Annotated in this window: 22 protein-coding genes; 8 read left to right on the top strand and 14 right to left on the bottom strand. The window is 72.8% G+C overall.

Annotated features, from left to right (window positions below):
* Positions 1–43: 43 nt before the first annotated feature.
* The gene (locus AB0I42_RS09945) at positions 44–2,554 is read right to left on the bottom strand and encodes a DNA translocase FtsK 4TM domain-containing protein (RefSeq protein WP_357535885.1); all 2,511 of its coding nucleotides are present in this window, start codon (positions 2,552–2,554) and stop codon (positions 44–46) included.
* Between the two features lie 243 nt (positions 2,555–2,797).
* Between AB0I42_RS09945 and AB0I42_RS09940 the strand changes: the two genes are divergently transcribed.
* The 3 genes from AB0I42_RS09940 to AB0I42_RS09930 are packed head-to-tail and all read left to right on the top strand — an operon-like array spanning position 2,798 to position 6,687.
* Positions 2,798–3,268: a YbjN domain-containing protein gene (locus AB0I42_RS09940; RefSeq protein WP_357535883.1), complete on the top strand. Its 471-nt coding sequence runs from the start codon at positions 2,798–2,800 to the stop codon at positions 3,266–3,268.
* A gap of 15 nt (positions 3,269–3,283) precedes the next feature.
* On the top strand, positions 3,284–5,116 hold the full coding sequence (locus AB0I42_RS09935) for an HSP90 family protein (protein ID WP_357535881.1): 1,833 nt from the start codon (positions 3,284–3,286) through the stop codon (positions 5,114–5,116).
* Positions 5,113–6,687, top strand: a complete 1,575-nt coding sequence (locus AB0I42_RS09930) for a YbjN domain-containing protein (protein ID WP_357535879.1) — start codon at positions 5,113–5,115, stop codon at positions 6,685–6,687. The genes AB0I42_RS09935 and AB0I42_RS09930 overlap by 4 nt, the downstream gene beginning before the upstream one ends.
* A gap of 313 nt (positions 6,688–7,000) precedes the next feature.
* Here AB0I42_RS09930 and AB0I42_RS09925 read toward each other — a convergent pair whose 3' ends face one another.
* The 4 genes from AB0I42_RS09925 to thyX form a co-directional block, all read right to left on the bottom strand.
* Positions 7,001–7,381, bottom strand: a complete 381-nt coding sequence (locus AB0I42_RS09925; RefSeq protein ID WP_357535877.1) for a DUF2784 domain-containing protein — start codon at positions 7,379–7,381, stop codon at positions 7,001–7,003.
* A gap of 102 nt (positions 7,382–7,483) precedes the next feature.
* Positions 7,484–9,172: a ribonuclease J gene (locus AB0I42_RS09920; RefSeq protein ID WP_357535875.1), complete on the bottom strand. Its 1,689-nt coding sequence runs from the start codon at positions 9,170–9,172 to the stop codon at positions 7,484–7,486.
* A complete protein-coding gene (gene dapA / locus AB0I42_RS09915; RefSeq protein ID WP_357535873.1) occupies positions 9,169–10,089 on the bottom strand; it encodes a 4-hydroxy-tetrahydrodipicolinate synthase in 921 nt (306 codons plus the stop codon). Before dapA ends, AB0I42_RS09920 begins: the two co-directional genes overlap by 4 nt.
* Before the next feature lie 52 nt (positions 10,090–10,141).
* A complete protein-coding gene (thyX, locus tag AB0I42_RS09910) occupies positions 10,142–10,885 on the bottom strand; it encodes an FAD-dependent thymidylate synthase (RefSeq protein WP_357536058.1) in 744 nt (247 codons plus the stop codon).
* A gap of 156 nt (positions 10,886–11,041) precedes the next feature.
* On the opposite strand from thyX, the gene AB0I42_RS09905 reads away from it, so the two are divergent.
* Together AB0I42_RS09905 and AB0I42_RS09900 are read left to right on the top strand one after the other, a co-directional pair.
* Positions 11,042–11,524, top strand: coding sequence for a toxin-antitoxin system HicB family antitoxin (locus tag AB0I42_RS09905; RefSeq protein WP_357535871.1), 483 nt, complete (start codon positions 11,042–11,044; stop codon positions 11,522–11,524).
* Positions 11,525–11,604: 80 nt separating this feature from the next.
* A complete protein-coding gene (locus AB0I42_RS09900) occupies positions 11,605–12,408 on the top strand; it encodes a DUF4097 family beta strand repeat-containing protein (RefSeq protein WP_357535870.1) in 804 nt (267 codons plus the stop codon).
* A 12-nt stretch (positions 12,409–12,420) separates the two neighbouring features.
* On the opposite strand, the gene AB0I42_RS09895 is transcribed toward AB0I42_RS09900, so the two are convergent.
* Together AB0I42_RS09895 and AB0I42_RS09890 are read right to left on the bottom strand one after the other, a co-directional pair.
* Complete coding sequence (locus tag AB0I42_RS09895) at positions 12,421–13,089, bottom strand: DUF2752 domain-containing protein (protein ID WP_357535869.1); 669 nt, start codon at positions 13,087–13,089, stop codon at positions 12,421–12,423.
* A 59-nt stretch (positions 13,090–13,148) separates the two neighbouring features.
* On the bottom strand, positions 13,149–14,378 hold the full coding sequence (locus AB0I42_RS09890) for a crosslink repair DNA glycosylase YcaQ family protein (protein WP_357535868.1): 1,230 nt from the start codon (positions 14,376–14,378) through the stop codon (positions 13,149–13,151).
* Between the two features lie 93 nt (positions 14,379–14,471).
* Here AB0I42_RS09890 and AB0I42_RS09885 point away from each other — a divergent pair, with 93 nt between their 5' ends.
* Complete coding sequence (locus AB0I42_RS09885) at positions 14,472–15,026, top strand: GNAT family N-acetyltransferase (protein WP_357535867.1); 555 nt, start codon at positions 14,472–14,474, stop codon at positions 15,024–15,026.
* Here AB0I42_RS09885 and AB0I42_RS09880 read toward each other — a convergent pair.
* Positions 14,919–16,190 (bottom strand): glycosyltransferase 87 family protein, encoded by a 1,272-nt coding sequence (locus AB0I42_RS09880; protein WP_357535865.1) that lies wholly within the window; start codon positions 16,188–16,190, stop codon positions 14,919–14,921. The genes AB0I42_RS09885 and AB0I42_RS09880 overlap by 108 nt on opposite strands.
* A gap of 32 nt (positions 16,191–16,222) precedes the next feature.
* Here AB0I42_RS09880 and AB0I42_RS09875 point away from each other — a divergent pair, with 32 nt between their 5' ends.
* Entirely contained in the window at positions 16,223–16,867 is a 645-nt protein-coding gene (locus tag AB0I42_RS09875; protein WP_357535864.1) for a GNAT family N-acetyltransferase, read from the top strand.
* 6 nt (positions 16,868–16,873) lie between these two features.
* Here AB0I42_RS09875 and AB0I42_RS09870 read toward each other — a convergent pair whose 3' ends face one another.
* The 4 genes from AB0I42_RS09870 to AB0I42_RS09855 form a co-directional block, all read right to left on the bottom strand.
* Positions 16,874–17,785, bottom strand: a complete 912-nt coding sequence (locus tag AB0I42_RS09870) for a carbohydrate ABC transporter permease (RefSeq protein WP_357535862.1) — start codon at positions 17,783–17,785, stop codon at positions 16,874–16,876.
* 1 nt (position 17,786) lies between these two features.
* Positions 17,787–18,887: a sugar ABC transporter permease gene (locus AB0I42_RS09865; protein WP_357535860.1), complete on the bottom strand. Its 1,101-nt coding sequence runs from the start codon at positions 18,885–18,887 to the stop codon at positions 17,787–17,789.
* A 67-nt stretch (positions 18,888–18,954) separates the two neighbouring features.
* Complete coding sequence (locus tag AB0I42_RS09860; RefSeq protein WP_357535858.1) at positions 18,955–20,199, bottom strand: extracellular solute-binding protein; 1,245 nt, start codon at positions 20,197–20,199, stop codon at positions 18,955–18,957.
* A 26-nt stretch (positions 20,200–20,225) separates the two neighbouring features.
* Positions 20,226–21,218, bottom strand: coding sequence for a substrate-binding domain-containing protein (locus AB0I42_RS09855; protein WP_357535857.1), 993 nt, complete (start codon positions 21,216–21,218; stop codon positions 20,226–20,228).
* Between the two features lie 162 nt (positions 21,219–21,380).
* On the opposite strand from AB0I42_RS09855, the gene AB0I42_RS09850 reads away from it, so the two are divergent.
* Positions 21,381–23,483 (top strand): glycogen debranching N-terminal domain-containing protein, encoded by a 2,103-nt coding sequence (locus tag AB0I42_RS09850; protein WP_357535855.1) that lies wholly within the window; start codon positions 21,381–21,383, stop codon positions 23,481–23,483.
* 150 nt (positions 23,484–23,633) lie between these two features.
* Here AB0I42_RS09850 and dapB read toward each other — a convergent pair whose 3' ends face one another.
* Both dapB and AB0I42_RS09840 read right to left on the bottom strand, forming a co-directional pair.
* Positions 23,634–24,413, bottom strand: coding sequence for a 4-hydroxy-tetrahydrodipicolinate reductase (gene dapB / locus AB0I42_RS09845; protein WP_357535853.1), 780 nt, complete (start codon positions 24,411–24,413; stop codon positions 23,634–23,636).
* Between the two features lie 50 nt (positions 24,414–24,463).
* On the bottom strand, positions 24,464–25,843 hold the full coding sequence (locus tag AB0I42_RS09840; protein ID WP_357535851.1) for a pitrilysin family protein: 1,380 nt from the start codon (positions 25,841–25,843) through the stop codon (positions 24,464–24,466).
* Between the last annotated feature and the right edge of the window lie 22 nt (positions 25,844–25,865).

The following is a 25,865-nucleotide window of genomic DNA, read 5'->3' as shown; positions in this document are numbered from 1 at the left end:
CCGGGCCGGACTGACAGCCCGGCCCCCCGGCACCCGTACGGCGTCAGTGGTCGGTCCGCAGCGCGGCGAGCGCCTCCTCGAGTTCGTCGGGTTTGACCAGCACGTCGCGGGCCTTGGAGCCCTCGGAGGGGCCGACGATCCCGCGGGTCTCCATCAGGTCCATCAGCCGGCCGGCCTTGGCGAACCCGACCCGCAGCTTGCGCTGGAGCATCGACGTCGACCCGAACTGCGAGGTCACCACCAGCTCGATCGCCTGGATCAGCACGTCCAGGTCGTCGCCGATGTCCTCGTCGATCTTCTTCTTGTTGTCCTGCGCCGGGGCGAGCACGTCCGGCCGGAACTCCGGCTCGCGCTGGTCCTTGCAGAACTTGACGATGTCGCTGATCTCGGACTCGCCGACCCAGGCGCCCTGGATCCGGACCGGCTTGGAGGCGCCCATCGGCAGGAAGAGGCCGTCGCCGCGACCGATGAGCTTCTCGGCACCGGGCTGGTCGAGGATGACCCGGGAGTCGGCGAGCGAGCTGGTCGCGAACGCCAGCCGGGAGGGCACGTTGGCCTTGATCAGGCCGGTGACGACGTCGACCGAGGGCCGCTGGGTGGCCAGCACCAGGTGGATGCCGGCGGCCCGGGCGAGCTGGGTGATCCGGACCACGGAGTCCTCGACGTCGCGCGGGGCGACCATCATCAGGTCGGCCAGCTCGTCGACGATCACCAGCAGGTAGGGGTAGGGGCGGATCTCCCGTTCGCTGCCCGGCGGCGGCTTGACCTGCCCGGCGCGCACCTTGCGGTTGTAGTCGTCGATGTGGCGGACCCCGGCGGCGGCCAGGTCGTCGTAGCGCATGTCCATCTCGCGCACGACCCAGTCCAGCGAGTCGGCCGCCTTCTTGGGGTTGGTGATGATCGGGGTCACCAGGTGCGGGATCCCCTCGTACGCGCTCATCTCGACCCGCTTGGGGTCGATCAGCACCAGCCGTACCTCGTCGGGGGTGGCCCGGCTCAGCAGCGAGACCAGCAGTGAGTTGAGGCAGGAGGACTTGCCGGCACCGGTCGCGCCGGCGATCAGGATGTGCGGCATCTTCGCCAGGTTGGCCACCACGTAGCCGCCCTCGATGTCCTTGCCGAGGGCGACCACCATCGGGTGGTGGTCGCTGGTCGCCGCCCGTGAGCGCAGGACGTCACCGAGTGCCACGTCCTCACGGTCGGAGTTGGGGATCTCCACGCCGACCGCGCTCTTGCCCGGGATCGGGCTGAGAATGCGTACGTCGGGCGATTTGACCGCGTAGGCGATGTTGCGGGAGAGCTGGGTGATCCGTTCGACCTTGACGCCGTGGCCCAGCTCGACCTCGTAGCGGGTGACGGTCGGGCCACGGGTGAAACCGGTCACCGCCGCGTCGACGCCGAACTGGTCGAAGACGCCCTCGAGGGCGGCCATGACGTCGTCGTTGGCCTTGCTGCGGGTCTTGGGCGCACTGCCGCCCTTGAGCAGGTTGGCGGGGGGCAGCCGGTAGTCGCCGGCCATCCCGGAGATGGCCAACTGCTCGGCCCGGGTCGGGGCCGGGGAGTGCTCGGGCGGCGGGGCTGACTTGCGGGCGGCACCCTTGCCGGCCGGCTTGCGCGGCAGCACCACGGTGTCGTGGACGACCTCCTGGTCGTCGTATCCGGGCTCGTCGGGTTCCGGCTCGGCGGCGGCGGCGACCCGGCGGCGGGCCGGGCGGCGCTTGGCCGGCGGTGGTTCCTCGTCCTCCCCGTCGGGACCGTCGGCGTCGTCGATGTCGTCGTCGGGGTCGTACGGACCCGACGGGCGGCCGAGCAGCGAGCCGACGAGCATGCCGACCCGTTCCGGCACCTTGTTGATCGGGGTGGCGGTGATGACCAGGAGCCCGAAGAGCATCAGCAGCACGAGCAGGGGTACGGCGACCCAGCCGGTCACCGCCTTGACCAGCAGCTGCCCGACGCCGGCCCCGATCAGGCCGCCGGCGTAGTCGCGCTGGGCGTTGTCGACCGGGTCCTGCCCGATGTGCAGCAGCCCGGCGGTCGACACGATCAGCGCGGTCCAGCCGACGAGGCTGCGGCCCCGGTGTGCGGGGTCGCCGGGTTCGCGCATGAGCTTGACCGCGCTGACGAGCAGCAGCAGCGGGACGGCGGCGGCGATCGCGCCGAGGAAGAGCCGGACGGTGTCGGCGACGCGGGCGCCGACCGGCCCGGCGCCGGAGAACCAGACCGCGACGCCGGTCAGGATGGCCAGCCCGAGCAGGAACAGGCCGGCGCCGTCGCGGCGGTGGCCCAGGTCGAGGTCGCGGGCGGGGGCGACCTGGCGGCCGACGGCGCGCACCGCCCAGCCGACGGAGTGGGCCACTCCCATCCACACGGCACGGACGCCGCGACCGAGGTGGACGGCGGGGCCGGCCCGGCCGCGGGTCGGGGTGCGGGCCGGCCGCTTGCGGGGGGTGGCGGCGGCCCGGGTCTTCGCCGGCTGGCGGGCGCGCGGCGTCGCGGCGCCGCGCGTCGGTGACGCGCTCCGACGCCGGTTAGCCGAAGAGGTCCGCCCCGCCATAGAGTCACACGGTAGCCGCGCGGTCCGACTAATCCTCGCTTTTGACTGCCGTGTCCCGCCGTCCGTCGCCGGTGGCGGTGCCGGCTGTCACACCCGCCTAGCATCATGGGCGGACCAACCGGCACAAGCCACACAACACGCGGGGTGGCGGCGCGGCCTTACCGTGCTGTCTGCCGGACCGCGATCCACTCGGGCCCGTGGTCCGTCACCCCCGCCCCCCGCACGTCAGGAAGGACGCCGCACATGCCACCGCCGGGTTTCCAGGACACTTCAGACGAACCCACCAGCGGTGGTCAGTTGCAGACACTTCAACCGCTCAGCCACGAACTGATCGCCTCGGTGCTCGACGCGCGGGACTATTCGTTCCACACCGACGAGGACGGCGACATCTTCGGCAAGTGGGATGACAACCTCATCTACTTCTTCCGGCTCGGCAACGCGGGCGAACTGCTCCAGATCCGCACGATGGCGGCCAGCACGTTCGGGATCGACGACGTGCCCCGGCTCTACGCCTTCTGCAACGAGTGGAACCACGACCGGCTGTGGCCCAAGGCGTTCGTGCACGTCAACGACGACGGCAGCGTCCGGGTCTGCGGCGAGGTCATCACCGACCTCGAACAGGGCGTGACCCCGGCCCAGCTCGACCAGCTCCTCAACTGCGGTGTCTCCACCGGTTGCCAGATGGCCGACGCCGTCGCCGAACTGCGGGACTGACCGCGGGTGTCCACCATGGAGCATCGCTTCCAGGTCGACCTGCGCGGCATCGTCGACCTGCTCAGCCACCACCTCTACGCCAGTCCCCGGGTCTACGCCCGGGAGTTGCTGCAGAACGCCACCGACGCGATCACCGCCCGGCGGGGGTTCGACGCCGCCGCCGAACCCGGCCGCATCGTCGTCGAACCGCTGCCCGACGGCGCGCTGCGGGTGCACGACAACGGCATCGGCCTGACCGAGCCCGAGGTGCACCTCTTCCTCGCCAGCGTCGGCCGCACCTCCAAGCGCGACGACCTCGGCTTCGCCCGGCAGGACTTCCTGGGACAGTTCGGCATCGGCCTGCTCTCGTGCTTCATGGTCGCCGACGCCGTCGAGGTCGTCTCCCGCTCGGCCAAGGGCGGGCCGGCCGTACGCTGGACCGGCCACGCCGACGGCCGCTACACCACCGAGACCGACGACACCGCCCGCGCGGAGATCGGCACCACGGTCACCCTGCGCCCGCGGACCGACACCCGGCACTGGCTGGTCCCCGACCGGGTCGGCGAACTCGTCCGGTTCTACGCCCACCTGCTCGACGTCGACGTCGAACTGGTCGCCCCCGACGCGGCCCCGGTCCGGCTCACCGACGAGCGGGCCCCGTGGGAGATCGACCACCCGAGCCCGGAGGAGCGGCACGCCGCCCTGATCGACTACGGCCGGCAACTGCTCGGCACCCGGCCGATGGACGTCATCGACCTGCGGGTGCCCGAGGCGGGCCTGGTCGGCGTCGGGTTCGTGCTCCCCTCGGCGTCGGCGGTCGGCCAGGGCGGCCACCGCGTCTACCTCAAGCGGATGCTGCTCAGCGAGGACGCGAGCAAGGTCGTACCGGACTGGGCGTTCTTCATCCGCTGCGTGGTCGACACCGCCGTGCTGCGGCCGACCGCCAGCCGGGAGGCGCTCTACGAGGACGACCTGCTGTCGTCGGTACGCCAGTCGCTCGGCGAACAGATCCGCGGCTGGCTGCTCGACCTGTCGGTCAACCACCCCGACCGGCTGTCCGCCTTCCTGCGCGTCCACCACCTCGGCGTCAAGGCCCTCGCCGTACGCGACGACGAGATGCTGCGCCTGGTCGACGCCTGGCTGCCGTTCGAGACCAGCCGGGGCGCGATGCCGCTGCGGGTGTTCCGCCGCGGCCTGTCGATGGTCCGTTACGTCGATACGGTCGACGAGTTCCGCTCGCTGGCCGCGATCGCCAGCGCCGCCGGCACGCCGCTGGTCAACGCCGGCTACGCCTACGACAGCGAGATCCTGCAACGGCTGCACCGGGTCGACCCGACGATCCAGGTACGTCGCCTCGACCCCGGTGAGCTGGCCGCCCGGCTCGACCCGCTGCCGCCGGGTCAGGAGGCGGCCGCCGCCGGCTTCCTGGAGACCGCCCGCACGGTGCTGGCCGACCTGGGCTGCAAGCCTCTGCTGCGCCAGTTCGACCCGGTGACGGTGCCCGCGCTCTACATCGTCGGTCAGCAGGCGGCGAACCAGGACTCGCTGCGGCGCAGCATCGAGGCCTCCGACGAGTTGTGGTCCGACGTGCTGTCGGCGTTCGACGGCGTCGAGGTCGACCACCGTCCGGAACTCGTCTTCAACTGGCGCCATCCGCTGGTCCGCCGGATCGCCGCCGACCCGTCCGGCCCGGCGGTACGGCACGCCGTGGAGGCGCTCTACGGTCAGGCGCTGCTCGCCGGCCACCATCCGCTCCGGGCGGTCGACACGGCGGCGCTGAACCGCTCGTTCCTCGCTCTGCTCGACCGGGCGTTCACCGGTCCCCCCAACCGCTGGACCGGCGACGGTCCCACCGAGGAGAAGTCGTGACCAGCAAGGAAGAACTGACCGAGGCCCTGGAGGACGCCCAGGACCTCCCCGACGGCGACGGCAAGATCGCCGAACTGGAACGCATCGTGGCGCACGCCGACGCCCTCGCCGACGTACGGCTCGGCTTCGACGCGCGGTACGCGCTGATCGACGCGTACAACAACCACACCGAGCGGTGGCGGATGCTGCCGGCGTTCGGCTGGTGCCTGGCCGCGTTCGACCGCGACCCGTCGATGTTCGACGACTGGGACACCGAGATGCTGCGCTGGTACCACAAGTGGGCGGTGGCGACCCTGCGCAGCACGCCCCGGGTCGGGCTGGCCCAGACCCGGGCCGCGCTCGACGACATGGAGCGGCGGTTCCGCGAGGGCAGCCAGAGCCTGCAGACCATCTACAACCTGCGCTGCAAGGTCGCCGACCACCTCGGCGACGAGGCGGAGGCGCGGGAGTGGCTGGCGAAGTGGCGTACGACGCCCCGCGACGAGAACAGCGACTGTGCCGGCTGCGACCCGTCCCGGCAGGCCGAACTGCTCGCCGGCTGGGGCGAGTGGGAGGAGGCCCTGAAGATCGCCGAGCCGGTGCTCAGCGGTGTGCTCGGCTGCACCGAGCAGCCGGAGAAGGCGCTCGTCGCGGTGATGGTCCCCTACCTGCATCTCGGCCGGTTCGAGGAGGCCGCGCAGGCGCACGTACGCGCCTACCGCCGGCACCGGTACGAGCGGGACTCGTTCGCGTTCCTTCCCGAGCACCTGCGGTTCTGCGCGCTGACCGGGCACCACGAGCGGGGTCTGACCATCCTCGAGGAGCACCTGGGCTGGCTGGACCGGCCCTACGACGAGGCGTCCGCGATGGAGTTCGCGGCGGCCGGCGCGCTGGTCTGCCGGCTCGCCGACGAGGCCGGCCTCGGCCGGCGGACGATCCACCGCCCGGAGCACGGCGACCGGGCGGCCGCCGACGTCACGGTCACCGCGTTGGCGTCCGATCTCGTCGCGACCGCGCAGGATCTGGCCGGCCGGTTCGACGCCCGCAACGGCACCGCGCACCAGTCGGGCCGGATCGCGGCGTGGCTGGCCGCCCGTCCGCTCACCGAGCCGTTCGAGCTGCCGCCGGACGAGCCGCCGCGGGCGGCCGTGCCGGCCGGGCTGCCGGTGGAGGGCCGCGACGACGTGGTGGCGCCGCTGACGGTCGAGGCGATCGTCGCGGCGCTGGAAGAGCGCGGTGACCACTACTTCGTCGACGAGGACGGCACGGTCGGCGGCCGGTGGGGCGACGCGCTGGTCCACTTCGAGCGGTTGGGCGAGCGTCGGGAGATCCTGCACGCCCGGGTGGTGGCGCAGCGGCGCCTGCCGGTCGACCGGCTCGCCGAGGCGTACGAGTTCTGCAACGCCTGGAACCACGACCGGCTGCTGCCGAAGGCGTACGTGCACGACACCGGCGAGGGCGAGCTGATCCTGGCCGGCGACGTCACCACCGACCTTGAGCACGGGGTCGCGGCGCCGCAGCTCGCGGTGCTGGTCAACGCCACGCTGGCGACGGGTTCGGCGTTCGCCACCGCGGTCGACCAGCTGCCGTAGCGGGGCTGCCGGCGCGAAACGAGCGGCGGCGGGGGCCTGCCGGGTGGACACCCGGCGGGCCCCGCCGTCACGGCCCGGGCGGTCAGAGCGGAAGGTCCGGCAGGCCACCGGGAACGAGGCCGCCGATGACGCCGAGCAGGCCGGTGATGAAGTCGGTGACGACGCCGATCAGATCGTTGGCCATTGGAATTACCTCCTTGGGTCGATGACTTGCCTACCTCGACCCACTACCCAACGCACACATGTTAATACTCACCGTGACCGACTTTTTCCGGCGACCGCCCGCACCGGCCACATCGTCCGGTGCGGCCGGCTACCTACGCTGGTCGGCCCGGAGCCTCGACGCGGCCCGGCGACGCAGGAGCAGCACCGTCCACGAGCCCAGCACCGCGACCGCCACCAGCGCCTGGACCAGCGGGGTGAAGCGCTCCGGATAGAGCACACCCTCGATGTAGCGGTCGATGAATCCCCCGGTGTAGCCCGATTCACCCGCCTGCCGCCGCGACCACGCCTCGGCGGTCGTGAGCGGACAGGTCAACCCGGCGGCCACCACGATCAGCCCCCACGACGCGGCGACAGCGTGCGCCCAGAACGTCCGTGGCCAGCGCCACGCGATGAAGCCACCCAGCACGACGTACGCCACGAAGGCGAAGTGCAGCACCAGGATCACGGTCGTCAGCAGTTCGTAGCCCATCGATCCTCCCGCCGGCCAGCCTATGGCGGCCGGCGGGATGTGCCATACGCATCGGACCCGGGCGGTACTGAGTACGCGTACGGAGTTGCCGGTGGCGGTCGCTCAGACCTCGACGACCGTCGGCACGATCATCGGCCGGCGCCGGTAGGCGTCGTTGACCCAGCGGCCGACCGTGCGCCGGACCAGTTGGCCGAGCTGGTGCGGATCGGTGATGCCCTCCGAGGCGGCCCGGTTGAGGGCCTCGGTGATCAAGGGGATGACCGCGTTGAACGCCGCCGGGTCGTCGGAGAAGCCCTTCGCCGACACCGTCGGCCCGCCGACCACCTTGCCGGTGACCGAGTCGACCACCACGGTCGCCGCGATGAAGCCGCCGTCGCCGAGGATGCGACGCTCGGTGAGCAGCGACTCTCCGACGTCACCGACGGCGAGCCCGTCGACGTAGACGTATCTGCTCTTGACGTGCCCGACCAGCGACGCCCGCCCCTCGACCAGGTCGACGACGTCGCCGTCCTCGCACAGCACGACCCGGTCCGGCGCCACGCCCGACTCGATGCCGAGTCGCGCGTGGGCCCGCAGGTGCCGCCACTCGCCGTGCACCGGCAGCAGGTTGCTCGGCCGTACGACGTTGAGCAGGTAGAGCAGTTCACCGGCGGGCGCGTGCCCGGAGACGTGCACCTTGGCGACGTCCTTGTGGATCACGGTCGCGCCGGCCCGGGAGAGCTGGTTGATCACCCGGTAGACCGAGGTCTCGTTGCCCGGCACCAGCGAGCTGGCCAGCACCACGGTGTCGCCGGGGGCGATCGTGATGTGCCGGTGGTCGCCGGTGGACATCCGGCCCAGCGCGCTCATCGGCTCGCCCTGCGAACCGGTCGACATCAGCACGATCCGGTCCGGGGGCAGCGCGGTGGCCTCGTCGAGGCCGACCACCAGGCCCGGCGGGATCTGCAGCAGGCCCAGGTCACGGGCGATGCCCATGTTGCGCACCATCGAGCGGCCGATCAGGGCGACCTTGCGGCCGTGCTCGCCGGCCGAGTCGAGCACCTGCTGGACCCGGTGCACGTGCGAGGCGAACGACGCCACGATGATCCGGCCGCGGGCCTTGGCGAAGATCGAGTCCAGGACCGGGCCGATCTCCCGCTCGGGGGTGACGAAGCCGGGGATCTCCGCGTTGGTCGAGTCGGACAGCAGCAGGTCGACGCCCTCGGCACCGAGGCGGGCGAAGCCGGCCAGGTCGGTGACCCGGCCGTCGAGCGGCAACTGGTCCATCTTGAAGTCGCCGGTGTGCAGCACCAGACCGGCCGGGGTCCGGATCGCGACCGCGAGCGCGTCCGGGATCGAGTGGTTGACCGCGAAGAACTCGCACTCGAACGGGCCCAGCCGCTCGCGGCCGCCCTCCTGGACCGTCAGCGTGTAGGGCTCGATCCGCCGCTCGGCGAGCTTGGCCTCGACCAGGGCGAGGGTGAACTGCGAGCCGACCAGCGGGATGTCGGCCTTGTGCGCGAGCAGGTAGGGCACCGCTCCGATGTGGTCCTCGTGCCCGTGGGTGAGCACGATCGCCTGTACGTCGTCGAGCCGGTCCAGGATCGACGCGAAGTCGGGCAGGATCAGGTCGACGCCCGGCTGCTCGACGTCCGGGAAGAGCACGCCGCAGTCGACGATCAGCAGCTTGCCGCCGAACTCGAAGACGGTCATGTTGCGGCCGATGGCACCGAGCCCGCCCAGCGGGATCACCCGCAGCCCGCCCTCGGGCAGCGGCGGGGGCAGCTCCATCTCGATGTGCGCCTGACTCACCGCAGCTCCAGTCCGGCGTCGGCGCAGTCGCTGCGCAACTGGTCGATCTCGGCCTCGGTCGCGTCGACCAGGGGTGGCCGTACCGGTCCGGCCGGCAGGCCGCGTTGCGCCAGACCGGCCTTGACGAGGATCGTCCCCTGGGTCCGGAAGATGCCGGTGAACAGCGGCAGCAGCCGCCGGTGCAGGGCCAGCGCCTCGTCGACGTCACCCCGGTCGTACGCCTCGATCATGCGCTTGGCCAGCGCACCCGTGAAGTGGGTGGAGGTGCCGACCAGGCCGACCGCGCCGATCGACAGCGCCGGGAGGGCGAGCGCGTCGTCGCCGCAGTAGTAGGCGAGCCCGGTGCGGCTGAGCACCCAGGAGGTGGCGGTGAGGTCGGCCTTGGCGTCCTTGACCGCGACGATCCGCTCGTGGTCGGCGAGCCGGACCAGGGTCTCGGTCGCGATCGGCACCCCGGCGCGGTGCGGGATGTCGTAGACCATCACCGGCAGGTCGGTCGCGTCGGCGACCGCGGTGAAGTGGCGCAGCAGGCCGGCCTGCGGCGGCTTGTTGTAGTACGGCGTCACGACGAGCAGCCCGTGCGCACCGGCCTTCTGCGCGGTCGCGGCCAGCTCGGCCGTGTGCCGGGTGTCGTTGGTGCCGACGCCCGCGACCACCAGCGCCCGGTCGCCGACCGCCTCGACCACCGCGCGGATCAGGGCCTCCTTCTCCGCGTCGGTCGTGGTCGGCGACTCACCGGTGGTGCCGTTGACCACGACCGCGTCGGCGCCCTGCTCGTCGACCAGGTGGCCGGCGAGCTTCCCGGCACCGTCGAGGTCAAGCGCCCCGTCGGCGGAGAACGGCGTGACCATGGCCGTGAGCAGCCGCCCGAACGGGCGTGGTGCGCTCGCGCGCGTGGCGGATGGGTCCTGCGTCATGCACACAACCTAGCGGACGCCGGCAGCGGGTTTTCCACGCTCCCGCACCGTGTCAGGACAGCTCGGCGTACGGGCTCGTCGCCACCTCGCTGCCGTCGGGCAGCCGGGTGACGACGAAGTCGGCGAACACGTTCGGCGCGACCCGCTGGAGTTGGCGCAGGCACTCCACGGCCAGCTCGCGGATCTCGACGTCGGCCTGTTCGGTGGCGCGCATGCCGATGAAGTGCCGCCAGGCGCGGTAGTTGCCGGTGACCACGATCCGGGTCTCGGTGGCGTTGGGCAGCACCGCCCGGGCCGCCTGCCGGGCCTGCTTGCGGCGCAGGGTGGCGTGCTCGACGTCGGCGAACCGGGCCTCCAGCCCCTCGAGCAGCTCGGTGTAGGCGCGCACGCTCGCCTCGGTCGCCTCGACGAACTTCTTGTGCAGCTCCGGGTCCTCGGCGATCACCCGGGGTTCGACCATGGCGGCGTCGCGCTCGGGTACGTAGCGCTGGGAGAGCTGGGAGTACGAGAAGTGCCGGTGCCGGATCAGCTCGTGGGTGAACGAGCGCGACACGCCGGTGAAGTAGAACGTGACGCTGCCGTGCTCCAGCACCGACAGGTGGCCGACCTCCAGGATGTGCGCGAGGTAGCCGGCGTTGGTGGCGGTGGCCGGATTGGGCTTCTTCCACGACTGGTAGCAGGCCCGGCCGGCGAACTCCGCGAGGGCCTGACCGCCTTCGGCGTCGGTCGACCACGCGACGTCCTCGGGCGCCTCGAAGTGGGTCCACCCGATGAGCCTGACCTGCGGCTCGATGATCTCCGGCACGGTGATCCCCCTATGGCATGGCTGGTGTCCCAGGACTGTAACCGCCAACGGCCGGGCCGGGTGACGGCCCCCCGCGACACCACGCGCGCACCACGATGACAGCACCCACAGCTTGCCATGGCGTCATTGCGATGCCATAGTGACGTCATGGACCTCACGCCGTACCTGGACAACCTGCGTCGCGACCTCGCCGCGACCGCGGCACCCGGCGGTGCCGAGATCAGCCGGGCCGCCGAACTGCTCGCCGGCTCGCTGGAACCGAGCGCCCGGCTCTGCCTGCTGGACGCGCTCTCCGACGCCGCCGACGAGATCACCACGCAACTGTCCGGCGCCGGCGTGGAGGTGCGCCTGCGCGGCCGGCAGGCCGAGTTCGTGGTGACCGAGACCCAGCCGGCGTCCGCGCCGGCCCCCCAACCACCGCCCGTCGACACCGGGGGTGACGTGTCGCGCATCACCCTGCGCCTGCCCGAGGCACTCAAGGACGCCGTCGAGCGGACCGCCGCCGCCGAGGGCGTCTCGGTCAACGCCTGGCTGGTCCGGGCCGTCGCCGGCGCCGTCCACACCGGACACACCGGCCCGCCGTCCAGCCACCGGTCCGGCCGCCGGATCACCGGCTTCGCCCAGGCCTGAACCCCGCCGCCGGGCCCCGTGCCCACGGCACCGACAGCAAAGACCCCCGTGCCCCCGGCACCGACACCAAGGAGGACGTCATGCCCGAGTTTCCCCGCAGCACCCCGGTGACCGTCGTCGTCAGGCTCAACTCCGGCGCGCTCGACATCGTCGCCGAGAAGCGGGACACCGCCACCGTCGACGTGCGGCCGTACGCCGACAACGACCAGTCCCGCTCCCTCGCCGAACGCACCACCGTCGAGATGCGCGACGACACCCTCACCGTCACCACCCCCCACAGCTCCGGCCTCTTCCGCCGCTCCGGCGGGGTGCACGTCGAGATCCGGGTGCCCGAGGACAGCACCGTGCAGGTCAAGGCGGCCTCCGCCGACGTCGACTGCCGGGGCCGGTACACCGCCGCCTCGGTCGACGCGGCGTCCGGCCGGGTCCGGGCCGAACACGTCACCGGCGACGCCACCCTGCACAGCAGCAGCGGCGACGTGACCGTGGGGCGGGTCGAGGGCCGCCTCACCCTGACCGGCGCGTCCGGCGACCTGAACGCCGGGTACGTCGGCGGCGACCTCGTCGCCAAGGGGGCCAGCGGTGACATCGACGTCCAGGAGGCGGCGGCCGGCGTACGGGCCCGTACCGCCTCCGGCGACATCCGCATCGGCGTGACCCGCGCCGGCACCGTCGAGGCGGCGGCCGCCTCGGGCGACATCGCCGTCGGCGTCGTCGCCGGCACCGGCGTCTGGCTCGACGTGAGCACACTGTCCGGCACGGCCCGCAACGGGCTCGACATGGGCGCCCCGGTGCCGCCGAACGGTCACCAGCTCAGCCTGGCGCTGCGCACCACCAGTGGTGACATCGACGTGCACCGGGTCGCCCCGGCCAAGGTGCTCTGAGGCGGCGGGGCGTCAGACGTAGAACCAGTCGAACGGCGCCCACGGCAGGTTGCGCAGCGCCGAGAAGGTGAACCAGACGGCGAGGACGACGCCGATCGTCTTCGGGGTGACCCGAAGTTGCGGCAGCCGCCGGCCGAACATGTGCTGCGCCGCCCAGGCCACGTAGAGATAGACCAGGAACGGTACGACGAACACGAACACCAGGTGGTGGCGGGCGGCGGCGCCGAGGTCGCCGTGCATCAGGTACCAGACGGCACGGGTGCCGCCACACCCCGGACAGTCCAGTCCGGTGGTCATCTTCAGCAGGCAGGACGGCATCGCGTCGGGCGAGCTGCGGGTCGGGTCCATCACCAGTACGGTGCCGAGCGCCGCCGCGACGCAGCCGAGCGCGGCCACCGGCGCCGCCCAGCGGGGCGCCCGGTTCCACAGCTTCGTCATGAAGCGGGTGAAGCGGTCGGGTTCGGCGGGCACGAAGGCAGGCGCCGGCTGCCACTGCCCGTCGGGGCCCGGCTGCCAGCCGTCCGGGGCGGCCTGCCACTGCCCGTCCGGGCCGGGCTGCCAGCCGGCGGGCGGCATCATGGTCGGCTGGCCGGCGGGCACGGGTGGCGGGCCCTGCTCGGGGCCGTCCGGCGCCGGCGCGCCCGTCGTCAGGCCGGCCTTCGGGTCAACCACGATCGCCATCCCACCCCGTCTCGGACCCACCGGCACGCCGGGCATCCCCCGCCCGGCACGCGCTCGTCTCACCGTACACCGGCGGGGCTCGACAGCACGGCGGCGAGCGGACCGCGCAGGTCGCCCGCGACGGGCGGCGCGACGTCGGACAGGCCGAGCCAACCGGCGAGCCGGCGCAGCTCGTCGGCGAGCGCCAGCGCGGTGCCGGCGACGTCGGCGCCCGGCTCGACCCAGGCCGCCGGCACCCGCAGCACCCCGGCCCTGCGGTCGGCCTTCAGGTCGACCCGGGCGGTGAACCGGTCACCCTGCAGGAACGGCAGCACGTAGTAGCCGTACACCCGCTGCGGCGCCGGCACGTAGATCTCGATGCGGTAGTTGAAACCGAAGAGGCGCTCGGTGCGGGCCCGCTCCCAGATCAGCGGGTCGAACGGGCTGACCAGGGTGTTGGCCCGGATCCAGCGGGGCAGCCGGGCCTGCGCGTGCAGGTAGGCCGGCCGGCGCCAGCCGGCCACCTGCACCGGGGTCAGCACGCCGGCGTCGACCAGCTCGGCCACCGCCGTGCGGGCGGCGTCGACCGGCAGCCGGAAGTAGTCGCGCAGCTCCGGCTCGGCGGCCACCCCGAGCGCCCGGGCCGCGACCGCGACCAGCTCCCGGTAGGCGTCGGCGGGGGCCGGCGTCGGGGTGTCCAGCACCACCTTCGGCAGCACCCGCTCCGGTACGTCGTACAGCCGGGCGAAGGCGGTGTTGCGGGACGCGGCGGTGACCTCGCCGGCCCAGAAGAGGAACTCCAGCGCCTTCTTCACCGCCGACCAGTTCCATCCCCAGTTGTCCTTCGACCTCGGGGTGTCCTGCTCGATGTCGGCGGCGGTCAGGGGCCCGTTCGCGCGTACCTCGTCGAGAACCCACCGCACCAGGTCCGGCTGCTCGGCGGCGATCCGCCGCATCCCGCCCCACGACTCGACCCGGGCCGCCGCCATCCGGAAGCGCAGCGCCGGCTGGAGCGTGACCGGGATCAGCGACGCCTCGTGCCCCCAGTATTCGAACAGCTCGCGCGGACGCTGGTAGGCGGCCCGGTCCAGCAACGCCGTCGGATAGGGCCCGAGCCGGCTGTAGAGCGGCAGGTAGTGGGCGCGTTGCAGGACGTTGACCGAGTCCATCTGGAGCAGCCCGATCCGGCCCAGGACACGGCGCAGGTGCCGCAGGTCGGGAATGCCTCCGGGCATCGGGTCGGCGAACCCCTGCGCGGCGAGCGTGATCCGCCGGGCCTGGGCGAGGGAGAGCGATTCGGGTACGGCCACCGCCGCACGCTAGCCGATACCCCCGACACTCCACCGTCCCGCGCGGCGGCGTTTCGGGTTGCCCGGCCGGCGGGCAGGCGGTAGACCGGAGCGGTGCTGACGATCCGGCGTGAGCGGCCCGACGACGCGGCGGCGGCCGCCCTGGTGCACGTACGGGGCTGGCAGGCCGGCTACGCCGGGATCCTGCCCGACGAGGTGCTGGCCCGGCTCGACGTGGCCACCTGGGCACGGCGTCGGCGGGACGTCGGCACCAGCGACCCGGACCAGCCGTTCACCACCCTGGTCGCCGAGGGGCCGGCCGGCATCGTCGGTCACGTCCGCTTCGGGCCGTACCGCAACGAGCAGGACGAGGACGACCTCGACCCGGCGTACGGCGAGATCCTCGGCCTCTACGTCGACCCGGACCACTGGGGCACCGGCGTCGGCGGGCGGCTGCTCGCGGCGGCCCGGGAGGCGCTGGCCGAGCGGGGCTGGACCGAACTGCGGCTGTGGGTGCTGATCGACAACGTCCGGGCCCGCCGCTTCTACGAGCGGGCCGGGCTAGCGCCCGACGGGGCGCGCAGCGTCTACCGGATCGCCCGCCCCGGCGGTCTCGCCCCGTACGTCTTCCCCGAGATCCGCTACTCCGGCGCGGTCGGCGCCGGCTGAGCGGTCCCGGATCGGCAGGGCGAAGAGCAGGACGAGGCTGATCCAGGCGTACGCGTTGCTGCCGAGGAACCCGTCGACGCCGGAGAAGTCGACCTGCCACTGCCAGACCAGCCGGCTGATCAGCAATCCGTAGCTGACGGCGGCCAGCCCCAGCAGGGCGCGTCGGCGCCGGCTCCCGGCCGGTGCCGCCAGCCCGTTGTCGACCAGCAGCAGCAGGGCCGGGATGAGCCAGACCAGGTGGTGCACCCAGGTGACCGGGCTGACCAGGCAGGTGACGATGCCGGTCAGCGCCAGCCCGGTCATCTCGTCGCCGCGGGCGACGGCGGCCCGGACCCGCCACACCCAGTACGCGACCACGACGGCCACCAGCACCAGCCACAGCGCCCGGCTCGGGTGGACCGGGTCGAGCCGGGCCACGATGCCCTGCAACGACTGGTTGGAGACGAACGACAGCACCCCGACCCGGTCGGTGTTCCACAGCGCCTGGGTCCAGAACTCCCGCGACGCGTCGGGGAAGAGCGCGGCCGCGACCAGGGTGACCAGGGTGGCCGTGCCGCTGGCCGTGAGCGCGGCCCGCCATCTGCCGGTGACCAGCAGGTAGACGATGAACAGGCCGGGGGTGAGCTTGATCGCGGTGGCCAGGCCGATGCCGACCCCGGCCCACCGGCTGCCCCGGGACGTGAGCAGCACCAGGTCGGCGGCGACCAGGATCAGCAGGAGCATGTTGACCTGGCCGAAGTTGACCGTCTCGCGCAGCGGCTCGAAAGCGGCGGCGAGGCAGGCGACGACGGCCAGCGCGAACCAGCGGGTCCAGCCCTGCCGGCGGGCGACCGGGTCGATCAGCCACCACAGCAGCAGCAGGGTCGCCGCCGCCGAGGCGGTGACGCTGACCACGATCGCGACCGGCCAGCTCACCAGCGCCATCGGCAGCATGACGAGTGCCGCGAACGGCGGGTAGGTGAACCCGTACAGGGTGTTGACGCGGATCCAGTCGTAGAGGTGCCCGCCGTCGTTGGCCCAGTAGTTGATCGCCCCGTAGTAGACCTGGAGGTCGAAGAAGCCGTGCCGTTCGGCGGCGACGGCGAGGAACGCGGCGACCGCGACGGCGAGTACGACAACCACCAGCACCCGGCGCGCGGTGCCGGAACCCGCCCCCTTCGCCATCACGTCTCCCCTGGTCCGTAGGCTCACCGGTCATGGCGCTCGGGTACGTCCGTCCAGCGCGTCCACAGGACGCCGGCGAAATCGCACGCATCCAACTCGCGACCTGGCGGGTAGCGTATCGCCGGCTGTTGCCGCGACACGTGCTGGACCGGCTCGACGAGGCGTTCCTGGCCCGGCAGTGGAGTGCGGCGGTCGAGTCGCCGCCGTCGCCACGGCACCGGGTGCTGGTCGCGATCGAGCAGGCCGAGCAGTCGGTCCTGGTCGGCTTCGCGGCGTCCGGGCCGGCCGACGAGCAGGCCCTGGCCCCGGAGGAGCCGGCGCTGCCGCCGCACACGGCCGCGGTCACCGACCTGCTGGTGGAGCCGCGCTGGGGCCGGCGCGGGCACGGCAGCCGGCTGCTCGCCGCCACCGTCGACCTGTGGCGCGAGGACGGTTTCGCCACGGCGGTGGCCTGGGCGTTCGACGGCGACGACGCGACCCGGAAGTTCCTGACCTCGACCGGCTGGGAGCCGGACGGGGCGGCCCGGGCGCTCGACGTGGACGACATGCTCGTCCCCCAGTTCCGGCTGCACGTCCGGGTGCCGGACGAGCCGGTGCCGGCACCGTCGGCCGAGACCGGCCCGGCCGGGGCGCCGCCGGCCGAGGCGGGGCCGGCTCAGGCGGGACCGGCGGCGTAGCGCCGGTCAGCCCTTGTCGCTGCCCTCGTTGGCGCCGCGGATGAAGTAGCGCTGGAAGATCACGAAGATCACCGCCACCGGGATGGTCGCCAGCAGGGCCGCGCCGAGCTTGAGCGGATACTGCGAGCCGGCCCCGAGCGAGCCGCTGACCAGGTCGGCCAGCCCGCGCGGCAGGGTGAACAGCGCCGGGTCCTGCACGGCGACCAGGGTGTGCGGGAACTCGTTCCACGAGCCCTGGAACGACAGGATGGTCAGCGTGATCAGCGCCGGCCGGGCCATCGGCAGCACCACGGACCAGAACGTACGGAACACGCCGGCCCCGTCGATGCGGGCCGCCTCCTCGACGCTGACCGGGATCGACTCGAAGAACTGCTTCATGATGAAGACGCCGGCCGCGTCGACGAGCAGCGGCAGGATCAGCGCGGTGTAGGTGTCGTAGATGCCGAGCTGGTTGAGGACCAGGAACTTCGGGATCAGCAGCACGACGCCGGGCACCGCCATCACCGCGATCACCGCCGCGAAGATCGCGCCCCGGCCGCGGAAGCGCAGCCGAGCCAGGGCGTAGCCGGCCAGCGAGTCGAGCAGGATCCGGCCGATCGTCACCACGACGGTGACGACCAGCGAGTTCGTCATCCACAGTGGGAAGTTGGTGCCCTCGAAGATCCGCTGGAAGCTGGCGAGGTCGACCGGGTCGGGCACCGGGGACAGCGGGTTGGCGGCGGCATCCGGCTCGGTCTTGAACGACCCGGCGATCTGGATCACGAACGGGTAGAGGAAGACCAGGGCGAAGAAGACCAGGATCGCGTACCCGACGAGGTTGCTCACCAGGCCGCGCGGCCCGGCGGGCCGGCCGGTCGCACGCGGGGCGCGTTTCGCCGCGCCGCCGGTACGCCGTCCCGGGTCGGTGGTCACGGCCATGTCAGGACCTCCGCTCGGCGCGGCGCCGGAACCGTCGGGGCCGGTCGCCGTCGCGCTCGCGCAGGACCCGCCGCTGGACCAGCGTCAGGACGATGATGATCAGGAACAGGACGAACGAGATCGCCGCCCCGGAGCCGTACTCGAAGTCGCGGAACGCGGTCCGGTAGGACAGGTACGCCGGGGTGAGCGTCGTCTTCGCCGGATTGCCCTGGCTCATCACGTAGATCTGGTCGAAGACCTGCCAGGTGCCGATCAGCCCGAGGGTCAGCACCAGGAAGAGGGTCGGCCGGATCATCGGCAGGGTCACGTACCACAGCCGCTGCCACCGGCCGGCGCCGTCGAGGGTGCTGGCCTCCTCCAGTGCCTCCGGCACGTTCTGCAACGCGGCCAGGAACATCAGCATGAAGGTGCCGGACGTGGTCCACACGACCAGGGCGATGATCGCGCACATCGCCACGCTCGGCCCGGACAGCCAGTCCCACCAGGTCAGCCCGAACGGCCCGCCGCCGGCCAGCGCGGCCGGCGCGCTGTCGACGCCGAACACGCCGAACACGATGTGCAGTACGCCGCGGGCGTCGGAGAACCAGGCCGGCCCGTCGATGCCGAGGAGGGCGAGCAGGCCGTTGACCGCGCCGGAGTTGGCGAACAGGAAGAGGAAGACCACGCTGATCGCGACCGAACTGGTCACCGACGGGAAGTAGAACGCGGTACGGAAGAACGACCGCCCCTTCAGCATCCGCCGGTTGACCACCAGGGCGAGGAAGAGCGCGAGCACGGTCTGCACCGGCACCACGATCGCCACGTAGTAGAGGTTGTTGCGGATCGCGGTCATGAAGTCGCGCCGGGCCAGGCCGTCCTCGGCGAACAGCCGGGTGTAGTTGTCGACGCCGACGAACGGCACGCCGGCCCGGAACGGGCTGCCCTGGCCGTTCCAGCCGGTGAGGCTCACCCACAGCGCCATCAGGATCGGCAGCAGGAGGAACAGCCCGAGGATCACCACCACCGGGGCGACGAACAGCCAGCCGGCGACGGCCTCGTTGCCCCGGATGCCGGAGCCCGGCCGCCGGCCCGCCTTCGCTCGCGTACCGGAGACGTCAGGCATCTTCCCCTCCCCCACGATTCGGTCACCGCACCTAGGGGCGGCCGGTCCGGCCGCCCCCGGTCGCGGGTCAGCCGCCGAGCGCCGCCTCGGTGTTGCGTTGCAGGTTCTGCAGGATCGCCTTCGGGTCGCCGCTGGCCAGGCCGCCGAGCTGGGCGTCGAAGTCGACCAGGACGCTGTCCATCTTCGGGGCGTTCACCGGGCCCTGGGCGTACTCGGCGCCCTCGATGAACGGCTTGTCGCCGGGGAACTGCTGGAGGTACCGGTCCCGGGCGGACTCCCGCGACGGCATGACGCCGAACGCCGAGGCGAACGTGAGCTGCTGGTCGACGGCGGTCATCGCCTCGACGAAGCTGATCGCCTGTTCCTTGTACTTGCTCTTGGCCGAGATGCCCCAGCAGTTGGTGAAGGACAGGGTGCCGGTGCCGGCGGGTCCGGCGGGCAGCGGGTGGACGGCGTACTTCACGTCCGGGAAGTCGTTCTGCAGGGCGCCCTTGATCCAGTTGCCCTCGATCGTCATGGCCGCCTGGCCCTTGCCGAACGCCTCGCCGGCCCAGCCCGCGTCGAGCTGCTTCGGGTACGCGGCGAGCCCGCCGGCGACGAGCGTCTTGACGTACTCCAGGGCCCGCAGGTTCTCCGGGGTGTCGGCGGTGGCCTTGGTGCCGTCGGGGCTGGTGATCCAGCCGCCGGCCTGGACCATGAAGGCGCCCACCCGGTCGCGGGTGTCGGCGACGGTCAGCGGCATGATCCCGGCCGCCTTGATCTTCTCGGCGGCGGCGGTCAGCTGCTCCCAGGTGGTGGGGACGTCCGCCTCGGTCAGGCCCGCCCGCGTCCACAGGTCGGTGTTGATCTGGAGGGCGAGGGTGGAGAAGTCCTTCGGCGCGCAGTAGAGCTGGCCGTCGCGGGTGAAGGCGGTGCGCAGGCTCTCGTAGAAGTCGCCGGACTCACTGATCTTGTCGCCGTACGGCTCCAGCGCGCCCACGGCCGCGTAGTCGGCGAACCGGCCGGCCTCGACGTAGAACACGTCCGGCGGGTTGTCGCCGGCGAACGCCTGGCCGAGCTGCTGGGTGAGGTCCTGGGCGGGGGTGACCGTCGCGGTGTTGCCGGACGCGGTCGCCCACGCCGCGGCGGCGTCCTGCACCGCCTTGGTCTCGGCGTCGCCGGAGGACCCGATCAGGATCTGCAGCGCGGCCGGACCGTCCTGCTGGGCCGGGCCGCTGTCGTCGTCGAACCCGCTGCCGCAGGCGGCCGTGCCGAGCAGCGCGATGGCGGTGACGCCCGCGAGGGCGGCCCGCCGGAGTGGCCGGTTGGTCATGTCGTCTCCAGGTGGTTCCGGTGGGATCACGCCGTCTGGCGGAGCACCAGCGACGGGCGCAGCAGCAGGGGGGTCGGGGGTACGGGCGGGCCGTCGAGCATCGCGACCATGAGGTCGACGCAGCCGGCGGCCGCCTCGCGCAGTGGCTGGCTGACGCTGGTCAGCCCCATCGCGGCGGCCACCGGCGTGTCGTCGAAGCCGATGACGGCCAGCGACCCGGCCGGGTCGGGGTCGGCGCGCAGCGCGCCGAGCGCGAGCGAGTCGCTGACGCAGACCAACGCGGTCGGCGGGTCGTCGAGGTCGAGCAGTTCGTGGGCCGTCGCCTCGCCCTCGGCGATCCCGTCGACGGTCTCCCGGGCCAGCCCGTGCGGGTCGAGGCCGACCTCGGCGAGGGTGGACTCCCAGCCCGAGCGGCGGTCGTCGCCGACCGCGGAGCCGGCCGGCCAGCCGATGAAGCCGATCCGCCGGTGTCCGGTGGCGAGCAGCCGGCGGGTCGCCTGGGCGACGCCGTCGGCGCCGTCCACGTCGACCCAGAGGTGCAGGTCGGGGGTGTCCCAGGGGCGACCGAACGTCACGAACGGCACGTCGCGCCGGGCCAGCCAGGAGGTACGGGGGTCGCCGTGCCCGGTCCCGGTGAGCACGAACCCGTCGAGGTCGTACGCCCCGAGCAGGTCGTCGTAGGTGGCGATCTCGTCGTTGTCGTCGCGGGCGGTGTAGAGTATCACCCGGTAGCCGGCCGCGCCGGCGGCGTCGGTCAGCCCGTGCAGGAACCGGTCGGCGACCGACCCGTTGACGCCGTCCCCGGCCGGCTCGATGCGTACGGCGAGGAGGCGGGACCGGCCGGTACGCATCTGGCGCGCGGCCTGGTTGGCGCGGTAGCCGAGGGCGGCGATGGCCGCGCGCACCCGCTCCCGGGTTTCCGGTCGCACGATGTCCGGGCTGTTGATGACGTTAGAAACAGTCTGACGGGACACCTGGGCATACGCGGCAACAGTCGCGATAGTTACCTTCTGCGACATCCACCACCTCCTGAGCTGCTTGAACGTTCCAATTCGGATAGTGCATGATTAGATCGTTCAAGTTTCTGGAATGTTTCGCACTTTGACACCGCGGACACGGTTCTGTCAACTCCCCGACAACGCGTCCGCGCCCCTGTCCTCCACCCGCGAACAGGAGCGCCCATGGAAGACCGCCGCCTGCAACCGCTGCTGCACGATCTCGTCGGCCTCGTCCTCGCCCCGACCAGCGCGCTGGCCGGACCGGACGGCCAGATCCGCACCGCCGGGGTCCAGGGGGTCTTCCACGCCGACGCCCGGGTGCTCTCCCAGGCCCTGCTACGCGTCGACGACCGCGAGCCGGAGCCGCTCACCCACGCCCCCGACGGCCCGTACGGCGCCCGCTTCGTGGCGCTCGCCCGCTGGCTGGGTGACCCCACCCCCGACCCGACCGTCCGCCTCGACCGGGTACGACGGATGACGCCGGCCGGACTCACCGAGGAGATCCGGGTGACCTCGACCGCCGGACTGCCGGTGACCGCCACCGTCACCGTCGACCTGGCCTGCGACCTCGCTTCGATCGAGGTGGTCAAGTCCGGCGGCCGCGGCGAACCGCTGACCGCCAAGACCGGCCGGCCCGGCGAACTGGTCTGGGCGGCCGACGGCACCACCGTCACGGTCACCGCCGAAGCCGGCGAGGTGAGCGGTCCGGTCCGGCCCGCCACGGTCGGCACCGCCACTGCCGCCGACCCGACCGGCGCGTACCGGATCACCTGGCCGGTCCGGCTCGCCCCCGGCGCCCGGACCACGCTGCGCTGGCGGCTCGCGGTCGACGACCCGCGCGCCGTCGTCGTCCGCCCGGTCGGCGACACCGCCTGGTCGCGGCCCACCGTGACCGCCGACGACCACCGGCTGCGCCGCCTGGTCGACCGGTCCGTCGACGACCTGGCCGCCCTGCGGCTGGCCACCGCCGACACCCCGCACGACGTCTTCCTCGGCGCCGGCGTGCCCTGGTTCCTCACCCTCTTCGGCCGGGACAGCATCTGGGCCGCCCGGATGCTCCTGCCGCTGGGCACCGAACTGGCCGGCGGCACCCTGCGCACGCTGGCCCGCCGCCAGGGCACCCGGGTCGACGGCGAGTCCGGCGAGGCCCCTGGCAAGATCATGCACGAGCTGCGCCGGCACGAGTTCCACCTGCGCGGCGACCGCCTCAGCCTGCCCGCCGCCTACTACGGCACCGTCGACGCCACCCTGCTGTGGATCTCACTGCTGCACGACGCCTGGCGCTGGGGCCTGCCCGAAGCCGAGGTCGCCGGCCTGCTGCCGCACCTCGAGGCGGCGCTGGGCTGGCTGGCCGACCACGCCGACGCCGACGGCGACGGCTTCGTCGAGTACGTCGACACCAGCGGACACGGCCTGGCCAACCAGGGCTGGAAGGACTCCTTCGACGCGGTCCGGTTCCACGACGGCCGGTTCGCCGAGGCCCCCGTCGCCCTCGCCGAGGTGCAGGGGTACGCGTACGAGGCGGCCGTCGCCGGGGCCGCCCTCCTCGACGCCTTCGGCCGCCCCGGCGGCGACCGCTGGCGCGGCTACGCCGCCGGGCTCGCCGAACGCTTCCGCACCCGGTTCTGGGTCGACGGCCCGCTCGGCCCCCAGCCGGCACTCGCCCTCGACGGCCGCAAACGCCCGGTCGACTCACTGACCAGCAACATCGGCCACCTGCTCGGCACCGGCCTGCTCACCGGCGCCGAGTCGACCACCGTCGCCGAACTGCTCTCCTCGGTCGCGCTGTCCGGCGGCTTCGGCCTGCGTACGATGTCCGACCTGGACGCGGCGTTCAGCCCGCTGTCGTACCACTGCGGTTCGGTCTGGGCCCACGACACCGCGATCGTGCTCGCCGGCCTCGCCCGCGGCGGATTCACCGTGCCGGCGGCCCGGCTCGCCGACGGCCTGCTCGCCGCCGGCGAGGCGTTCGACTACCGGCTGCCGGAACTCTTCGGCGGCGACGACCGGACGGTCGGCCGCCCGGTGCCGTACCCCGCGGCCTGCCGGCCGCAGGCATGGTCCGCGGCGGTCGCCGTCGTGCTGCTACAGGCCGCGACCGGCCTCGACCCCGACGTGCCGGCCGGCCGGGTACGCCTGCGTCCGCTGCGTCCCGGCCCGTTCGGTGCGCTGAGCGTCAGCGGGCTGCGGGTGGGCGGCAGCCCGGTCGACGTCGCCGTGGACCGGGACGGGGCGGCCCGGATCAGCGGCCTGCCCGCCGGCCTGACCGTCGACGTCGAGCCCTGACCGGCGCGACCGGGGTGCGGGGTGAGGCCCCCGCCGGGCACGGCCGGGCTCACGGTTCGTGGTGATCGTCTGCTGTTCAGGCGCTCGCGGGCCGGCGTGTCGAGTGCCTGGACAGCAGACGATCGAGGCCGGACGGCGGACCGACGGGGATCAGTCCAGGAGCGCGTCGAGGCCGAGGGTGAGACCGGGCCGGCGCGGCACCTCGCGGACGGCCAGCAGCACGCCGGGCATGAACGAGGCCCGGTCGAGGGAGTCGTGCCGGATCGTCAGCGTCTCGCCGGCCGTACCGAGCAGCACCTCCTGGTGCGCGACCAGGCCGGCGGCGCGCACCGAGTGCACGCGTACGCCCTCGACCAGGGTCCCCCGCGCGCCCGCCATCTCGTCGGCGGTGGCGTCGGGCATCGGCGCCGATCCGGCGGCCGCCCTGGCCTGCGCGATCACGCGGGCGGTGTGGAGGGCGGTGCCGCTCGGCGCGTCGACCTTCTTCGGGTGGTGCTGCTCGATGATCTCGACGGAGTCGAAGAAGCGGGCGGCGCGGGCGGCGAACTGCATCATCAGCACCGCGCCGATGCCGAAGTTGGGCGCGATGACGACGCCGACGTCCGGCCGGTCCGCGAGCCAGCCGCGTACCCGGTCCAGCCGCTCGTTGGTGAACCCGCTGGTGCCGACCACCACGTGGATGCCCTGCTCGACGGCCCAGCTCAGGTGGTCCATGACCACGTCGGGCGTGGTGAAGTCGACGATCACCTGCGCGCCGGCGTCGGCGGCGGCGGTCAGCGGGTCGTCCTGGTCGATGGCCGCCGCGAGTTCGACGTCGGCGGCCGCGTCGACCGCCCGGCACACCTCGAGGCCCATCCGCCCCCGGGCGCCCAGCACGCCGACCCGGATCGGTCCACCCGTCCGGTCCTTGGGTTCACGCTCGTCAGTCACGGGGCACAACCTATCCCAACCGGAGCGGCCGGGCGGACGCGCGGACCGGTTCAGGCGGTGGTGAAATCGCCGTCGTCGAACGGGCCGACGACGGCCAGCGACATCGGGCGGGACAGCAGGTCGGCGGCGACCGCGTTGACGTCGGCGGTGGTGACCGCCTCGACCCGGGCCAGCAACTCCTCGACGGTCATCAGGTCGCCGAAAAGCAGCTCGCCCTTGGCGATCCGGCTCATCCGCGACCCGGTGTCCTCCAGGCCGAGCACGTAGCCGCCGCGCGTCATGCCCTTGCCGCGGGCCAGTTCCGCCTCGGTGACGCCGTGGGCGGCCATCTCGGCCAGCTCGGCCCGGATCAGCTCCAGCACCTCGTCGACCTTGCCCGGGGCGCAGCCGGCGTAGACGCCGAAGATGCCGGCGTCGGCGTACTGACTGAAGTAGGAGTAGACCGAGTAGGCCAGCCCGCGCTTCTCGCGTATCTGCTGGAACAGGCGGCTGGACATGCCGCCGCCGAGGATGTTGTTGAGGACGTCGAGCGCGAACCGCCGCTCGTCGAGCCGCCCGAAGCCGGCGCAGCCGAGCACCAGGTGGGCCTGCTCGGTGTCCTTGTGCTCGACGACGGTGTCGGCCCGCCGGGTGCGTACCGGGCGGACCGCCGACCGGCGCGGTGCCGGCGCGGCCGGTCCGGTGTCCAGCGGCCCGCCGCGCAGCGCGGCGCGCACCAGCCGGACCACCTCGGTGTGTTCGAGGTTGCCGGCGGCGGCGACCACGATGGACGGTGCGGTGTAGCGGCGCCGGTAGAAGCCCTGGATCTGGGCTCGGGTCATCGGCGAGATGGTCTCCTCGGTGCCGGAGATGAGCCGGCCGAGCGGGTGGTCGCCGAAGACCGCCCGGGCGAGCAGGTCGTGCACCTCGTCGCCGGGCTCGTCGTCGTGCATGGCGATCTCTTCGAGGATCACGCCCCGCTCGGTCTCGACGTCGGCCGGGGTGAGGATCGAGTCGGCGACCGCGTCGACCACGACGTCGATCGCCAGCGGCAGGTCCTCGTCGAGCACCCGCGCGTAGTAGCAGGTGTATTCCTTGGTGGTGTAGGCGTTCGTCTCGCCGCCCACCGCCTCGATCTCCGCGGAGATCTGCAACGCGTCGCGCTTGTGGGTGCCCTTGAAGAGCAGGTGTTCGAGGAAGTGCGAGACGCCGCACTGCGGTCTGGTCTCGTCCCGGGAACCGACGGCGACCCACACTCCGAAGGAGACGCTGCGGGTGGTCGGGATCGCCTCGGTGAGGATCCGCAGCCCGCTGGGCAGCACGGTACGTCGTACCGTGCCGCCCAGGGCGCGGGTGACCGCCCGGCCGCCGCCACCCGAACGGGATCGGGTGGCGGCGCGGTCGTCAGGCCGGCCGCCGAGGCGCTGAGCTGGGAGCAATGTGGGTCGCATCGCCCGGTTCAAAAGACCATGA

It is taken from the genome of Polymorphospora sp. NPDC050346 (assembly GCF_040655695.1).
In the GTDB taxonomy this organism is placed as follows: domain Bacteria; phylum Actinomycetota; class Actinomycetes; order Mycobacteriales; family Micromonosporaceae; genus Polymorphospora; species Polymorphospora lycopeni.
The sequence above is the reverse complement of the archived record's forward strand: the minus strand, read 5'-3'. Positions and strand labels throughout refer to the sequence as shown.

Coding starts and splice junctions, on each gene's coding strand:
- AB0I42_RS09945 (WP_357535885.1), bottom strand. CDS start 2,554: ATGGCGGGGCGGACCTCTTCGGCTAACCGGCGTCGGAGCGCGTCACCG.
- AB0I42_RS09940 (WP_357535883.1), top strand. CDS start 2,798: ATGCCACCGCCGGGTTTCCAGGACACTTCAGACGAACCCACCAGCGGT.
- AB0I42_RS09935 (WP_357535881.1), top strand. CDS start 3,284: ATGGAGCATCGCTTCCAGGTCGACCTGCGCGGCATCGTCGACCTGCTC.
- AB0I42_RS09925 (WP_357535877.1), bottom strand. CDS start 7,381: ATGGGCTACGAACTGCTGACGACCGTGATCCTGGTGCTGCACTTCGCC.
- dapA (WP_357535873.1), bottom strand. CDS start 10,089: ATGACGCAGGACCCATCCGCCACGCGCGCGAGCGCACCACGCCCGTTC.
- AB0I42_RS09905 (WP_357535871.1), top strand. CDS start 11,042: ATGGACCTCACGCCGTACCTGGACAACCTGCGTCGCGACCTCGCCGCG.
- AB0I42_RS09900 (WP_357535870.1), top strand. CDS start 11,605: ATGCCCGAGTTTCCCCGCAGCACCCCGGTGACCGTCGTCGTCAGGCTC.
- AB0I42_RS09895 (WP_357535869.1), bottom strand. CDS start 13,089: ATGGCGATCGTGGTTGACCCGAAGGCCGGCCTGACGACGGGCGCGCCG.
- AB0I42_RS09880 (WP_357535865.1), bottom strand. CDS start 16,190: ATGGCGAAGGGGGCGGGTTCCGGCACCGCGCGCCGGGTGCTGGTGGTT.
- AB0I42_RS09875 (WP_357535864.1), top strand. CDS start 16,223: ATGGCGCTCGGGTACGTCCGTCCAGCGCGTCCACAGGACGCCGGCGAA.
- AB0I42_RS09870 (WP_357535862.1), bottom strand. CDS start 17,785: ATGGCCGTGACCACCGACCCGGGACGGCGTACCGGCGGCGCGGCGAAA.
- AB0I42_RS09865 (WP_357535860.1), bottom strand. CDS start 18,887: ATGCCTGACGTCTCCGGTACGCGAGCGAAGGCGGGCCGGCGGCCGGGC.
- AB0I42_RS09860 (WP_357535858.1), bottom strand. CDS start 20,199: ATGACCAACCGGCCACTCCGGCGGGCCGCCCTCGCGGGCGTCACCGCC.
- AB0I42_RS09855 (WP_357535857.1), bottom strand. CDS start 21,218: ATGTCGCAGAAGGTAACTATCGCGACTGTTGCCGCGTATGCCCAGGTG.
- AB0I42_RS09850 (WP_357535855.1), top strand. CDS start 21,381: ATGGAAGACCGCCGCCTGCAACCGCTGCTGCACGATCTCGTCGGCCTC.
- AB0I42_RS09840 (WP_357535851.1), bottom strand. CDS start 25,843: ATGCGACCCACATTGCTCCCAGCTCAGCGCCTCGGCGGCCGGCCTGAC.